17 protein-coding genes are annotated in these 13867 nt (G+C 65.6%); 9 read left to right on the top strand and 8 right to left on the bottom strand.

Annotation, left to right across the window (positions count from 1 at the left end; all coding sequences use genetic code 11):
- The first annotated feature begins 141 nt into the window (after positions 1-141).
- From KQ910_RS21045 to KQ910_RS21035, 3 genes are all read left to right on the top strand, one after another.
- Positions 142-1416 carry an LLM class flavin-dependent oxidoreductase gene (locus KQ910_RS21045; protein ID WP_216964940.1) on the top strand — a complete coding sequence of 425 codons (1275 nt, stop codon included), beginning with the start codon at positions 142-144 and terminating at the stop codon, positions 1414-1416.
- Between the two features lie 4 nt (positions 1417-1420).
- Entirely contained in the window at positions 1421-2200 is a 780-nt protein-coding gene (locus KQ910_RS21040; protein WP_216964939.1) for an alpha/beta fold hydrolase, read from the top strand.
- Between the two features lie 82 nt (positions 2201-2282).
- Positions 2283-2879 carry a hypothetical protein gene (locus KQ910_RS21035; protein WP_216964937.1) on the top strand — a complete coding sequence of 199 codons (597 nt, stop codon included), beginning with the start codon at positions 2283-2285 and terminating at the stop codon, positions 2877-2879.
- Positions 2880-2987: 108 nt separating this feature from the next.
- Here KQ910_RS21035 and KQ910_RS21030 read toward each other — a convergent pair whose 3' ends face one another.
- Genes KQ910_RS21030 through KQ910_RS21015 form a run of 4 tightly spaced genes read right to left on the bottom strand, consistent with a single transcriptional unit; the run spans position 2988 to position 4725 of the window.
- Entirely contained in the window at positions 2988-3218 is a 231-nt protein-coding gene (locus tag KQ910_RS21030) for a DUF427 domain-containing protein (RefSeq protein WP_216964935.1), read from the bottom strand.
- 16 nt (positions 3219-3234) lie between these two features.
- Positions 3235-3927: a DUF899 domain-containing protein gene (locus KQ910_RS21025; protein ID WP_216964933.1), complete on the bottom strand. Its 693-nt coding sequence runs from the start codon at positions 3925-3927 to the stop codon at positions 3235-3237.
- Entirely contained in the window at positions 3924-4388 is a 465-nt protein-coding gene (locus tag KQ910_RS21020) for an SRPBCC family protein (RefSeq protein WP_216964931.1), read from the bottom strand. The genes KQ910_RS21025 and KQ910_RS21020 overlap by 4 nt, the downstream gene beginning before the upstream one ends.
- Entirely contained in the window at positions 4366-4725 is a 360-nt protein-coding gene (locus KQ910_RS21015; RefSeq protein ID WP_216964928.1) for an ArsR/SmtB family transcription factor, read from the bottom strand. Before KQ910_RS21015 ends, KQ910_RS21020 begins: the two co-directional genes overlap by 23 nt.
- Before the next feature lie 97 nt (positions 4726-4822).
- Between KQ910_RS21015 and KQ910_RS21010 the strand changes: the two genes are divergently transcribed.
- Positions 4823-5596 (top strand): thioesterase family protein, encoded by a 774-nt coding sequence (locus KQ910_RS21010; RefSeq protein WP_216964926.1) that lies wholly within the window; start codon positions 4823-4825, stop codon positions 5594-5596.
- 11 nt (positions 5597-5607) lie between these two features.
- A complete protein-coding gene (locus KQ910_RS21005; RefSeq protein ID WP_216964924.1) occupies positions 5608-5925 on the top strand; it encodes a putative quinol monooxygenase in 318 nt (105 codons plus the stop codon).
- A 38-nt stretch (positions 5926-5963) separates the two neighbouring features.
- Here KQ910_RS21005 and cysS read toward each other — a convergent pair whose 3' ends face one another.
- The gene (cysS, locus tag KQ910_RS21000) at positions 5964-7295 is read right to left on the bottom strand and encodes a cysteine--tRNA ligase (RefSeq protein ID WP_216964921.1); all 1332 of its coding nucleotides are present in this window, start codon (positions 7293-7295) and stop codon (positions 5964-5966) included.
- A 278-nt stretch (positions 7296-7573) separates the two neighbouring features.
- Here cysS and KQ910_RS20995 point away from each other — a divergent pair, with 278 nt between their 5' ends.
- Positions 7574-8290 carry a dienelactone hydrolase family protein gene (locus tag KQ910_RS20995; RefSeq protein ID WP_216964919.1) on the top strand — a complete coding sequence of 239 codons (717 nt, stop codon included), beginning with the start codon at positions 7574-7576 and terminating at the stop codon, positions 8288-8290.
- Positions 8291-8312: 22 nt separating this feature from the next.
- Positions 8313-9287, top strand: coding sequence for a Bug family tripartite tricarboxylate transporter substrate binding protein (locus tag KQ910_RS20990; RefSeq protein ID WP_216964917.1), 975 nt, complete (start codon positions 8313-8315; stop codon positions 9285-9287).
- 9 nt (positions 9288-9296) lie between these two features.
- On the opposite strand, the gene KQ910_RS20985 is transcribed toward KQ910_RS20990, so the two are convergent.
- The 3 genes from KQ910_RS20985 to KQ910_RS20975 all read right to left on the bottom strand — a co-directional run bounded on the left by KQ910_RS20985 (position 9297) and on the right by KQ910_RS20975 (position 11257).
- Entirely contained in the window at positions 9297-9719 is a 423-nt protein-coding gene (locus tag KQ910_RS20985) for a hypothetical protein (protein ID WP_216964914.1), read from the bottom strand.
- Between the two features lie 9 nt (positions 9720-9728).
- Entirely contained in the window at positions 9729-10343 is a 615-nt protein-coding gene (locus KQ910_RS20980) for a hypothetical protein (RefSeq protein WP_216964912.1), read from the bottom strand.
- A gap of 464 nt (positions 10344-10807) precedes the next feature.
- Positions 10808-11257, bottom strand: coding sequence for a phasin family protein (locus KQ910_RS20975; protein ID WP_216964911.1), 450 nt, complete (start codon positions 11255-11257; stop codon positions 10808-10810).
- Between the two features lie 231 nt (positions 11258-11488).
- On the opposite strand from KQ910_RS20975, the gene KQ910_RS20970 reads away from it, so the two are divergent.
- Positions 11489-12943, top strand: a complete 1455-nt coding sequence (locus KQ910_RS20970; protein ID WP_216964908.1) for a WS/DGAT/MGAT family O-acyltransferase — start codon at positions 11489-11491, stop codon at positions 12941-12943.
- Between the two features lie 58 nt (positions 12944-13001).
- Positions 13002-13778 carry an esterase/lipase family protein gene (locus KQ910_RS20965; RefSeq protein WP_216964906.1) on the top strand — a complete coding sequence of 259 codons (777 nt, stop codon included), beginning with the start codon at positions 13002-13004 and terminating at the stop codon, positions 13776-13778.
- Positions 13779-13867: the final 89 nt, after the last annotated feature.

Raw genomic sequence — 13867 nt, 5'->3', positions numbered from 1 at the left:
CGGAACGATTGGCACAGTGGAAAAACAACAAAATTACCCACGCCCTGCGGAAATCCCACATTGCCGACCCGCAAAAGTCGCGTCAGGGTTGCGAGGTAAACGAGCGTTTACCAAGCAGCTCGAGTTTAGGGAGAAGGCGCCATGAAGCTCATGTGGTTCCACCTGATGCCGTACACGGAGCTCCCGGACGACTTCAATCAGAAGCATCCGTCCGTCTGGGTCGACATCCATTCCTCGCTGTTCGATCCGAGGCGCGCTCACCACATGTACAACGATTTCATGGACGAGCTCGAATACGCCGCCGAGCTCGGTTACGACGCGGTCTGCGTGAACGAGCATCATTCCAACGGCTACGGCCTGATGCCCTCGCCCAACCTGATCGCCTCCTCGCTGGCCCGCCGCACGACCGACACGGCGCTCTGCGTCATGGGCAACTCGCTGGCGCTCTACAATCCGCCGACGCGCGTCGCCGAAGAGTTCGCGATGATCGACTGCATCTCGGGTGGCCGGCTGATCGCGGGCTTCCCGGTCGGCTCGCCGATGGACACCTGCTACGCCTACGGCCAGAACCCGAGCCTGCTGCGCGAGCGCTATCTCGAGGCGCACGATCTGGTGAAGCGCGCCTGGACCGAGAAGGACACCTTTGCCTTCAACGGCCGCTACAACCAGCAGCGCTACGTCAATATCTGGCCGCGTCCGATCCAGAACGATCCGCACCCGCCGATCTGGATTCCCGGCGGCGGCTCCGTCGAGACGTGGCGGTGGTGCGCGGAGATGGACTACGTTTACTGCTATCTCTCGTACTACGGCTACAAAGCCGGCCTCACGACGATGCAGGGCTTCTGGAACGAGATGGAGAAGCTCGGCAAGGACCGAAATCCCTACCGCGCGGGCTTCCTGCAGTTCGTCGGCGTGGCCGAGAGCCGCCAGCAGGCGCTCGACCTCTACACCGAGCCCGCCGAGTATTTCTACGGCCGCTGCCTGCACGTCGATGCGCGCTTCGCGACGCCGCCCGGCTACACCACGGAAGCCACCCAGCGCGCCGGCATCCAGAGCATGGTGAGCAAAGCGGCCAACACGGCGAGCTATTCCAGCAAGCTCAGCCTCAAGGCCACCAACATGAAGGACATCGTCGACGGCGGGTACGTCATCATCGGCTCGCCTGACGAGGTGGTGGAACAGATCCGCCACGTCGCCACCAGCCTGAACGTCGGCCATCTCATGCTGCTGCTGCAGTACGGCAACATGAGCAAGGACACGACCAAGTACAACACGCGCCTGTTCGCCGAGAAGGTGATGCCGAAGGTGAAGGACCTGTTCGGCGAGTGGGAGGACAAGTGGTGGCCCAAGCCGATGGAAAAGGGCCAGCGCGCCGCCGTCCCCGCCTTCCGTCCCCACGCCGCCGCCGCGGAGTAGCCTGGTGTCCCAACCTGCGACCACGACCGTCGAGGTCAACGGCCATCCCTGCCGGGTCTGGACCAAGGGCAAGGGCCCGAAGGTCGGCTTCCTCGCCGGTCTGGGCGGCTTGCCGCGATGGGTCCCCTTTCTCGACCGGCTGGCCGAAAGCCGGACGGTCGTCGCCCCGTCCCTGCCGGGCTATCCCGGCGCGACCGGCCACACCGAGCTGGACACGCATCTCGACTGGGTGCTGGCGGTGCGCCAGCTCCTGGACAAGGCGGGTCTCTCCGGTGCCGACCTCGCGGGGGCCTCGGTAGGCGGCGCCTTCGCGGCCGAAATGGCGGCGATCTTCCCCGGCAATGTCGGCAAGCTCGCGCTGATCGCCCCCTTCGGCCTGTTCGACGACAAGGAGCCCGCCGCCGATCCCTGGGCCCAACGCAAGGACGTTCTGCCCGGCCTGATGTGCGCCGAGGCCGCGACCTGGAACGACCTCGTTGCCGCGCCCGAAGGCGCCAATTCGGTGGAATGGCCGATCGAGATGACCCGTGCCTCGGAGGCCGCCGCCCGCGCCTTCTGGCCGCTCGGCAACACCAGGCTGGAGAAGCGGCTGGGCCTGATCGAGGCACCGACGCTGATCCTGTGGGGAGAACGGGACGCCATCCTGCCGCCGGGCTATGCCGGCACCTTCGCCAGGGCGATCAAGGGGCCGGCGCGGGTCGAGACAGTCGCCCAGGCAGGCCATCTGGCCTATCTCGACCAGCCCGACGCCGTCGCGAACGCCGTGCTGAAACATTTTGCCTGAGGGCCTCACGCCCTTGGTGGTTGCTTCGCCGGTTCGGATCGCTATTGTCCGGCGCGTTAGGGGTTTTGCGAGGTACACGGCAATGACGATCCGTTCGATGAAGATGACCGCTGGCGTTTCCCTGTTCGCGGCGGTCCTGGCGGTCGGCGTGAGCCTGCCGGAGCGGCAGGCGTCGGCCCAGGTGACGGCGGTGCCGCGCGAAGGCGTCGCCTTCAACGACGTGGTCACGCAGCGGGTCAAGATCGAGACGGCCGATCCGGAGAGCCGCACGGTCGCGTTCACGTCGCCGACCGGCCAGCTCGTGATCCTGCCGGTGGCCGACAGCGTCCGTAACCTGGACGCGATCGACGACGGCTCGATGGCGAACGTCACCTACTCCGAGGTGATCACCATGCTCAACCTGCGCCAGAAGGGCCCGGGCGCTCAGCTCGCCCGCAAGGAGCAGATGGGCCAGACAAACAAGACCGATGTCGAGGCCGGGCGCTTCACGCTCACGGTCGTCGCCGTCGACCTCGCCAAGAACACCGTCTCGGTGATCGACGGCCGCGGCGGCGCGGTCCGCACCTATGCCGCCAATTCGATCGCCAAGCAGGACATGCTGAAGAAGATCAAGGTCGGCGATGTGGTGATCGGCATGACCACGCCGCTCACGATCACGGCCATCTCGCCGGCGCGCTAGAGGCGATCACACCGAAATTGAAACGGCCGGCCTTCGCCGGCCGTTTTCTTTTGGGGCGTCAGCCGACGCTGACGTCTTCCCAGAAGCCGATCCAGCGATCGACCGGCTTCATCTTTGCCTGGGGCGCCTCATAGGACCAGGCCGCGCGGGGCTGTGGGCCTCGCCTTCGACGACGTCGTAGAACTGCACACCGTGCGGGCATTCCAGGTCGCGTCCCGTTTTCGGTGACGACTTCAGCAGGTCCATCCGGACGGCATCGCGGGGAAAATAGCGGTAGCCGTCCACCTCGAGCGTGTGATCGCTGTCTGCGATCACCTTGCCGCACCAGATTGCCTTCATGACGAGCCTCCTCGCGTCAGTATTGGTCGCGCCGACGTACCCATTCCATCGTGAACGAAAGTCCCGCCTCGTCGCGGCCCTTCGACGTCAGGTCGAGCAGATGATAGGCGCCATTCAGCATGTCGACGCCGCGCGCGTAGGTCGAGTAGGTGTGATAGATCGCGCCATCGTCGCCCCGCCGGAAAGCGCTGAAGCCCGGCATCTCGCCCGGTCCCACCGTCATCGTCCCGAAATTGTAGGCCAGTTCCGCCTCGCCGGGCCGCGAGCTCACCTTGTAGTCGAAGTTGAAGTCACTCCCGCCGGAGGACACCCAACGGAAGGTCCAGCCCATCCTCCTGCGATAAGCCTCAAGCGCGGCGAGCGGCGCTTGCGAGACGGCGACCAGTGCCGTGTCGCGGTGCGCGAGATGGACGTCGATGCCGTTGAAGTTGTCCGCCCAGAAGGAGCAGCTCTTGCAGGCCTCGGTCCAGTCGGGACCGAACATCAGGTGATAGACCAGGAGTTGGCTGTGGCCGCCGAACAGGTCGACGAGCGCAACGCGCCCCTCCGGTGCCTCGAAGGAATAGTCCTTCTCGACCCGTTCCCAGGGCAATTCGCGGCGCTGACGCGACAGCTCGTCCCGCAGGCGCGTGAACTCCTTCTCCCGGGCCAGGAATTCGCGGCTCGCCGCCAGCCAGGCCTCGTGGGAAACGACGGGGTGCATGGTCATGGAGTCCCCCGCAGGAGCGTCTCCAGCTTGCCGAACGAGCCGTCCCAACCGTCGCGATGGCACCGGAAGTCTTCCGTATCGGCAAAGGGACCATGGACGAGCGTGAGCTGGGTCCGATCGGCCAGGGCGCGCAGCTCGATGCGCACCGTCGTCTCATGGCCCCGCGCGCCCGAGAAATTGCCATCGGCGTGATGCGCCCAGGTGAAGACGAGCCGCTCCGGCGCAACGACGTCGAGATAGACACCCGATGACGAGAAGGTCCCGCCGGTGTTGCGGCCATCGATCCGCCAGGCACCGCCGCGCCGGACATCGATCTCACACAGCGTGATCTCCACCCCGGGGGGGCACATCCACCGGACGAACTGCTCCTGCCTGGTCCAGGCGTCGAACACGCGTTCACGCGACGCATCGAAGATGCGGCTGACGTGCAGCGTGTCGTTATCGATCCTTGCGTCGGGCATTCGGCTTTCCTTTCTTCGGCTTCGGTTCGGTATCCCTCAGGAAGGCATCGAGCCGGTCGAAGCTCGCCTCCCAGAACCTGCGGTAGTGCTCGATCCAGTCCGCCGCGGCGCGCAGCCCCTCCCCGCGCAGCTCGCAACGACGCCATTGCGCCTCGGTGTGACGTTCGATCAGCCCGGCATCGGTCAACACCTTGAGATGACGCGATACCGCCGGCAGCGACATCTCGAAGGGTTCGGCCAGCTCGCCGACCGTGGCGCCGCCATTGGCGAGCCGCGCCAGGATCGCACGCCGGGTCGGATCCGAGAGCGCGGAGAAGGTTCGGGAGAGCACATCCATATTTAACATATGTGTTAACTATGGATGGCCGTCAAGCGATTGCCGGTGGTGGCGTCGCCCTTTATGACAAGCGCCGCCTCTGGGGAGCGGGACAGGAATGGAATCGATCTATCGAGTCGTAGGTGCGATTGCCGAGACCAGTTCCTTTGCCGGTGGCCCATGGAATCCGAAACTTCAGCATGGCGCGGCGCCGTCGTCCTTGATCTGCTGGGCCATCGAACATCTACCCTCGCCCGTGCCGATGCGGGTCGCTCGCCTCACCGTGGATCTGATGCGGCCGGTGCCGGTGGCGCCACTCACCATCGAGACCGAGATCGTCCGCGAAGGCCGCAAGATCCAGCTCCTGTCCATAAAGCTGCTGGCCGACGGCGCCGAGGTCGTGCGGGCGAGCGCACTGCGTATCCGCACGGACCCGAAGGAGATGCCGGCCATCGCCAGCGGCCCGCCGGTCGAACTGCCGATGCCGGAGCATTGCGCCCCGCCAGACTTCTTCGCGACCCAGACGCCCTTCCTCAAGGGCATCGAGATGCGCACCGCCAAGGGCGGATTCCGCATCCCCGGTCCGGCAGCGGTCTGGTATCGCGCGACACGGCCGATCGTCGATGGCGCCGCGATCTCGCCGCTGATGCGGGCCGTCATCGCCGCCGACTTCTGCAATGGCACCTCGTCGGTGTTCGACATGAAAGACTGGACCTTCATCAACGCCGACCTCAGCGTCAGCCTGGGCCGCGAGCCGGTCGGCGAATGGGTCCTGCTCGACGCCGAGACCTGGGTCGGCCCCGACTCGGTCGGCATCGCCGCCGCACGGTTGGCCGACGCCAACGGCTATTTCGGTCGTGCCGTGCAGAGCGTCATCTTCGAGAAACGCTGAGGGAGGACACCATGTTGATCGTGCTTGCCGATGCGAGGTTCGATCCCGCCCAGGCGGACGACGTCGCAGCCATCGCGCGTCCGATGATCGAGGCTTCGCGCGCCGAAGCAGGATGCGCCGGCTACGACTATGCGTTCGACATGCTCGAGCCAGGCCTGATGCGCGTACGCGAATGGTGGAAAGACGAGCAGGCGCTGAAGGACCATTTCGCAACGCCGCACATGGCCGTCTTTCTCAAGGCGCTGCGCGGCCTGAAGCCGAAGTCCGTCACCATCAAGTGCCACGAGCTCGGCCCGGAGCGGCCGATGCCGAATCAGGTGTCATCCTGAGCGCAGCGAAGGATCTTTCGCTGCGCTCAGGATGACACTTAGCCCCTCTTCCAGGTCGTGCCCTTGGGCCCGTCCTCGAGGATCACACCCTTGGCTTTCAGGTCGTCGCGGATGCGGTCGGACTCCTTGAAGTCCTTGGCCTTGCGCGCCGCCTGACGCGCCGCGATGGCGGCCTCAATGTCGGCATCGGACGGACCGTCGGCCGCTGTTGCCGGAGTCCAGCGGAACCAGGCCTCGGGATCCTGCTGCAGCAGGCCAAGCGCCGCAGCGCCCGCCTTCAGCTCCGACGGATCGCGCAGCTGGTGCAAGGCAGCGATGGCGAGAGGCGTGTTGAGATCGTCCGACAGCGCCTCCTCGACCGAGGCCGGGATCGGCTTCCCCTCGAGCGCCTTGCCGCGCAGCAGCCCGTACCAGCGGTCGAGCGTGCCCTTGGCTTGCGCCAGGCCATCGTGCGTGAAGTCGAGCGGCTGACGGTACTGCGCCGACAAAAGCAGCAGGCGGATCACCTCGCCGGGATACTGGTCGAGCAGCTCGTGCACGGTGAAGAAGTTGCCGAGCGACTTGCTCATCTTCTCGCCGGAGATGTTCAGGAAGCCGTTGTGCATCCAGTACTTCGCCATGATGGCGTGACCGAAGGCGCTGCGGCTCTGCGCGATCTCGTTCTCGTGGTGCGGGAAGATGAGGTCGAGACCGCCAGCATGGATGTCGAACGTCTCGCCGAGCAGCGCGCCGCTCATGGCCGAGCACTCGATATGCCAGCCGGGACGGCCGCGGCCCCATGGGCTCGGCCAGCCGGCCTGCGCGTCGGTCGAGGGCTTCCACAGGACGAAGTCGGCGGCGTCCTTCTTGTAGGGCGCGACCTCGACCCGCGCGCCCGCGATCAGCTCGTCGTGCGAGCGGCGCGACAGGCGGCCGTAGTCTTCCATGCTGGGCACGTCGAACAGGACATGGCCTTCGGCTTCATAGGCATGGCCGCGCGCGACCAGCCGCTCGATCAGCGCGATCATCTCGCCGACATACTTCGTGGCGCGCGGCTCGACGTCCGGCGACAACGCGCCGAGCCTGCTCATGTCGCTCTGGTAGGCGGCGCCCGTGCGCTCGGTCAGCGCCTCGATCGACTCCTTGTTCTCGGCGGCACGCACCATGATCTTGTCGTCGATGTCCGTGATGTTGCGGACATAGGTGACGCGCGGATAGCGCCGCTTCAGCAGGCGGTAGAGCACGTCGAACACGACGACCGGCCGCGCATTGCCGATATGGACGTAGTCGTAGACCGTCGGGCCGCAGACATAGAGGCGGACATGCGACGGATCGAGCGCCACGAACGGCTCTTTTTCGCGCGACAGCGTGTTGTAAACGACGAGGGACATCGCCCCTTCTCCCAACTCAAATGCGAACGAAGGCTACCGGGGCCCGCTGGGCCTCAGACCTCGATACATCGCGCGGTGCACGCGCCGGGAAGAAAGAACTGCGACATCGGGCCAATCTATACGATGGGTTCCTGCTGCGCAATTCGGCGCCCACGGCAACGTTTTCCAGGTCACGGCGCAGCGGGCGGGACCATGGCGGCGACTTGTGGCGGCGGGTCGTTGGCGGGTCAAGCCGGCTCCGCTAGTCTCCCGGCCAACAAGAGGGGAAACGAACGACGATGCGCACCGAGGACATCGAGTACCGCGCCGACGGCGTCCGCATGATCGGCCAATATGTGGTCGACGACAGCAAGCCGGGCCGGCGTGGCGGCGTGCTGGTCTGCCACGAGGGGCCGGGCCTCACCGACCACACCAAGAAGATCGCGGCGCGCCTGGCGGGCCTCGGCTACGCCGCCTTCGCCATGGACTATCACGGCGACGGCAAGCCACTGGCCGATCTCAGCCAGACGATGGCGCGGCTGCAGCCCTGGATGACCGATCCGACGGGTATCCGTACCCGCGCGCTGGCGGCGCTCGACGTCCTCAAGAGCCAGAAGGAAGTCGATCCCGCTCGGCTCGCCGCCATCGGATACTGCTTCGGCGGCACGACCTCGCTGGAGATCGCGCGCAGCGGCGCCGATGTGAAGGCGGTCGTCGGTTTTCATTCCGGACTCGCGACGGCACGGCCGCAGGATGCGGTGAACATCAAGGCCAAGGTGCTGGTGTGCATCGGCGCCGACGATCCGATCATTCCGCCCGAGCAGCGCGCGGCCTTCGAGGCCGAAATGAAGAGCGCCGGCGTCGACTGGCGGTTGCAGCTCTATGGCGGCGCCGGTCACAGTTTCACCAACCCGGCGGCCGATTCGCGCGGCATGAAAGGCTTCTTCTACCATGAGGCCACCGACCGCAGGTCATGGAACGCCATGATCGAGCTGTTCAATGAGACGCTGAACTAGAAAACATCAGGGAGGAATCGAAATGAACCGTCGCCAACTGATCGTCGCCGGAGCTGCGGCCTTTGCCGCCCCGAGCGTCGCCCGTGCCCAGGGCAAGTTCCCCGAGAGGACGATCCGCTTCGTCATCCCCTTCGCGCCGGCCGGCCCGACCGACATCATCGGCCGCATGGCCGCCGAAAAGCTGACGGCCATCCTCGGCCAGCAGGTCATCGTCGATAACAAGGCAGGCGCCGCCGGCTCGATCGGCGCGGTGGACGTGAAGAACGCCCGGCCCGATGGCTACACGCTGCTGTGCGCCCCGTCCTCCACCCACGCCATCAATCCCACGGCCTTCGTGAAGCCGGCTTACGACGCCGTGAAGGACTTCACGCCAATCGCATCGATCTGCGTCAATCCGCTGGTCCTGGTGGCACGCATGGACATGCCCGACACGGTGATGGGCCTGGTCGAGCTGATGAAGGAGAATCCCGGCAAGTATTCCTACGGCTCATCCGGCGCGGGCTCGATCATCAACCTCGCCGGCGAGTACTTCAAACGTGAGGTCGGCGGCATCGAGGTCGAGCACATCCCCTACAAGGGGTCGGCGCCGGCGCTGCAGGACATGATGAGCGGCCAGACGGCCTGGATGTTCGAGACGTTCAGCACGACGCTTCAGCTTCACAAGGCCGGGAAGGTTCGCATCCTCGCCTATGCCTACTCCAGGCGGGCGCCGATCGCGCCCGAGATTCCGACCATGATCGAGGCCGGGGTCAAAGGCTACGAGGCCTATACGTTCAACCTGATCCTGGGGCCTGCGAACGTGCCACAGCCCGTGGTCGACGTGCTCGACCAGGCGGCGCGCCGGATGATGAAGGATCCGACGACCATCCAGTTCCTGGAAAACATTGCCGCCGTGCCGACGACGGAAACCACGCCTCAGCTCACGGCGAAGTTCATAAACGACGAGATCGCGAAATGGGCGCCCGTGATCCGGGCCGCCGGAATCAGGATCGAGTAGCGGCGCTCCTCAACGATACCCAGCCGGCGGCGGCACGTTCGCCGGCGCCGGGGCGATCGGCGCCTGCTGCGGCATCTGCGACGGCGTCGGTAGGTTCATGCTGTTCGGGCCGGTCGTGGCGGCGTCACTCGAAGCAACGCGGCCCGGTGCATTGGAGCCGGTATTGCTGATGTAGAAGCCCGCGACCGCATTCGAGTTGTCGCCCGCGGTCTTGGCCGGCACGTCGATGATGCCAACCCGGGCACCGCTCTTGTCGATCCGGTAGCCCTCCGGATCGAGCTGGTAGCCTTCGTTGTCGATCCGGACGCCGCCCGGCTGCGTCCGGTAGGCCGGGGGCGGCGTCGTCTCGCTATAGAGGGGCTGGGGCAGCGGGTCGCAGGCTGCGAGCAGCGACACACCAAGCGCCGCAACCATCAAAGCTCTCGCAGCCATCAAGCCCCCTCATCGTGTGGTCGACTGCGGGCTGATGATGTTGCCGTTGCGGTCGATCCGGTTTCCCTGCCCATCATAGCGGAAACCATACTCGTCGCGGAAGGCCTCAACGCCGGCCGGCGGGGTCGGCTGGTAGGCGACCGGCGGGGTGCTGTAGGTGGTGGTCGAGACGGTCGTTGCCGGCCCGTAATAGGTCGGGGCCGCCGGAGCCGTGGTGTAGTAAGTGGTGGTCTGCGACGGGTAGGAGCCCGGAACCGGTGCCGGCACCGGCGTCACATAGGCCTGGTCGCGGTAACGGCGGGCGTCGATCTCGCGGCCGACGCAGCGATCGTACATCGTGCTGCCGGGCGTCAGTCCGTAGGAATAGCAGGCGTTCCGGGCATCGGCGTCGAGGCTGGCGACCGTGTAACCGACGGGAACGCGGCCCTGGGCGCGGGCGGCGGCCTCGCGCGAAACGCAGCGATTGTAGTTATCGGTGCCGGCACGGAAGCCGTAGTCCAGGCAAGCCTGCTCGGAGCTGCTCACCGAATAGGGGCTGGTCGTGCGGGTTTCGTAGGTGGTGCTGCTGCAGGCGGCTGCCGACAGGCCCAGTGCAGCGACGGCCAGGATCTTGGAAACGGTCATGAGGGTGTCCTCCAGGGGAATTCCTGGGGAGGGGAACGCGCAATGGCGACAGGGGTTGCAGGCTCCCTGCAGCAGATTCAAGCGGCTTTCCCGATCGCATCGTCCCGCAGCGCCCGCCGCAGGATCTTGCCGACGTTGGTCTTGGGCAGCTGCTCGCGGAATTCGATGTATTTGGGTCGCTTGTAGCCAGTGAGAGCGAATCGATCTCGCCGAAGGTGAGCGCCTTGTCCATGCAGACATAGGCTTTCCTGTCGCGATGCTTCGAGAAGCTCTCCTCGAAAAGGGAAACGATGCCGGCATAGGCCGACGGATCGATGTCCGCCTGCACGCCCGGCGGATAACTCCTGAGCCAGAAACGGTCCATGTCGTTCCTCCAGGAACGGATCGGGCTCCTGTAGAGCGTCGGCTCAAGAAAAAAGGCCCGTCCTCTCGGACGGGCCTTCGAGCTCGAAGCCTGGGGCGGTTTAGGCCGCAGTCTTGGTGAACTTCTCGATGCGCTCCTGGACGGGGCGAACCACGTCGTCGGCGCTCTTGCGGACGAACGCGCCGAGGTCCTGCGCCTGGGCGATGCGGGTCTCGAGGCGGCCGCGCCAGTACTTGGCCGAGACGTCGAACGCCTCCAGCGGCGACTTGGCCGACAGGAAGTCGCGCATGGCGGCGAAGCCGGCGTCGGCGTCTTCCTTGGCGACGTCGAGGATCTTGAGGCTGGCCTTCGTGGCACCCTGGCGAGCCTGCGTGTACTGCGTGTTCATCTCTTCCGACGCGGTCTGCGCGGCCTGGCTGATCTTCTCGAAGCCCTCGGTGGCCTTGCGAACACCGATCTGGGCGAACTCACGGACGCGCTCGCCGGCGGCCTTGGTGGTCTCGTTGGCGTGCTCGATGACGTTCTCGATGGCAGCGGTCTGGGTGGTCATGGCGTAAGGTCCTGCAATTGGTTGGTGTGGTGTCGAATGCTGATGGGGCGTATATGGGATCGCCATTGTGCGTTGCAACATAAATTTGTGCGCTGCGGCGCAAAAAATTGAATATCCATATATTTCAATGACTTAAATTTTCACACACCCGGAAGGCTCTTGCCTTTCCCGGACGTGCCGGAGGACAAATCGTCCAACGACGAACAACAGGCGGACCGTGGGAGGACGCCAATGGACCTGCAGCAGCTTTCCGGAATCGATGCCTCGTTTCTGTATCTGGAAACGCCGGAGACCCCCATGCATGTGGCGGGCCTCACCTACTTCGAGCTGCCCCCTGGCTTCGAGGGCAGTTTCTACCAGCACTTCCGGAAGTTCTTCGAGAGCCGGCTGCACACGATCCCGATCTTCTCCAAGCGTCTCGCACCATCGCTCTATGACCTCGATCACCCGGGCTGGGTCGACGAGGCGACCATCGATCTCGACTACCATCTGCGCGAAACCGCGCTGCCCGCGCCCGGTACCGAGGCGCAACTCGAGGAAGTGATCTCACGGCTGCACGCCAACACGCTCGATCGCAGCCGGCCGCTCTGGCAGTTCTACGTCATCACCGGCCTCGCGGACGGCCAGGGCGTGCTCTATTCCAAGGTCCATCACGCCGCGATCGACGGCGGCGCCGGCATGGCAATCAACAAGGCGCTCTACGATGTGAGTGCGACACCGCGCGCGGTCGCCCCGCCGCCGCCGAAGCCTGCCAGCGCAGCGGCAGCGCCCAGCTCGCCGACGGCGGTCGATCCTCTGAAGGGCATCACAGACATCATGGGCAACATGATGCGCCAGCAATTGAAGATGCTTCAGGCCGCGCCCGACATCATGAACTCGATGACCAGCGCGTTCCTCGGCAAGCCCGGCGAAATGCCCAAGGCGCTGGGCACGCTGCAGAGCCTCGCCAGCCAGTTGCCGACTCTCAATGCGCCGAAGACGCCATTCAACGCCACGATCACGCGCGAACGCAGCTATGCCGCGCGCACGATCTCGCTCAGCGACGCCAAGGCGATCGCCAAGGCGAGCGGGGCCAAGCTGAACGACGTCGTGATGGCGGTGTGCAGCGGCGCGTTGCGGCGCTACCTGCAGGAAAAGGGACAGCTTCCCGACAAGCCACTGATCGCCGGCGTGCCGATCAGCCTGCGCGAGCCCGGCGACACGCGGCAGAACAACCAGGTGTCCGGCATGCTCTGCCAGCTCGCAACCGACGTCGCCGATCCGGCCGAGCGGCTGCGCGCCATCGTGAAATCGTCGACTGAGTCCAAGCAGATCGCCGGCACCTTCCGCGACGCCGTCCCGCAGGATTTCGCCTTCGTGGGCGCGCCCATCCTGCTGCAGCTCATGATGCTGGTGTACGGACGCAGCGGCCTGGCCGACAAGCTGCCGATGCCGATGAACGTAACCATCTCCAACGTGCCCGGCCCGCCGATGCCGCTCTACTGCGCCGGCGCCAAGGTGACGGCGCTGCATCCGGTTTCCATTCCCGCGCACGGTGCGGCACTCAACATTACGGTGCAGAGCTACATGGACGCGCTGAACTTTGGCCTCACCGCCGACCGGCGCGCGGTTCCTGATGTTGCAGTCCTCGGCAATTATCTGGTCGAGGCGACCGACGAGCTGAAGAAGGCGGTCGTGCCCGGTTGAAACCCTTCCGCCCCCTTCCGATATGTGAGACTCTTGTGGCAACGAACAAGGAGCCCCAATGACGGCTGTCGCTGAAGCGCTGCGTCCCCCCTCGCGGACGTTGCTGTTCCTCGAAGGGCGTGCCCTGCAGGAGCTCGGTGCCTTCATGATGCTTCGGCCGTGGCTCGCCGCCGCGCCCCGCGGCGACGGTCATCCCGTCCTCGTCCTGCCCGGCCTGCTGGCCAGCGACCTCTCCACCCGACCCTTGCGCTCCTTCCTCAAGGGGCAAGGCTATGCCGCGCACGGCTGGAAGCAGGGCCGCAATCTAGGTCTGCGCGCCGGCATCGAGGACGGCATGCTGGCGCGGGTCGAGGAGCTCCATGAACGCTACGGCAATCGCAAGATCAGCCTGGTCGGCTGGAGCCTGGGTGGCATCTATGCCCGCCAGATCGCCAAGATGGTTCCCGACAAGGTGCGTTCGGTGATCAGCCTCGGCAGCCCGTTTGCCGGCAGTCCGAAGGCGACCAACGCCTGGCGCGTCTATGAGTTCGCGTCGGGCCAGAGCGTCGAGGACAGCGATCACAAGATGGCCGGCGCGCTCGCCACGCCGCCACCGGTGCCCACCACGTCGGTGTTCAGCCGCACCGACGGGATCTGCGCCTGGCAGACCTGCATCAACGAGGAAAGCGAGCAGGTCGAGAACATCGAGGTCTATGGCAGCCACTGCGGGCTCGGTCATCATCCGGCCGCCGTCTACGCGGTCGCCGACCGTCTCGCCCAGCCCGAAGGCAACTGGAAGAAGTTCGATCGCTCAGGCTGGAAGAGCCTGGTGTTCCCGGACTGGCGGCGGGGCTAATTCTCTAATCAACCTCTTCCCCTTTGCGGGTTCCGCAAAGGGGAAGTGCCCTCGTCTCACGAGGGCGATGGGGTCATGCCCCCCTCCGT

It is taken from the genome of Reyranella humidisoli (assembly GCF_019039055.1).
GTDB classification, from domain to species: Bacteria; Pseudomonadota; Alphaproteobacteria; order Reyranellales; family Reyranellaceae; genus Reyranella; species Reyranella humidisoli.
Note: the sequence above shows the minus strand (reverse complement) of the source record. Positions and strands in the feature narration are given on the sequence as shown.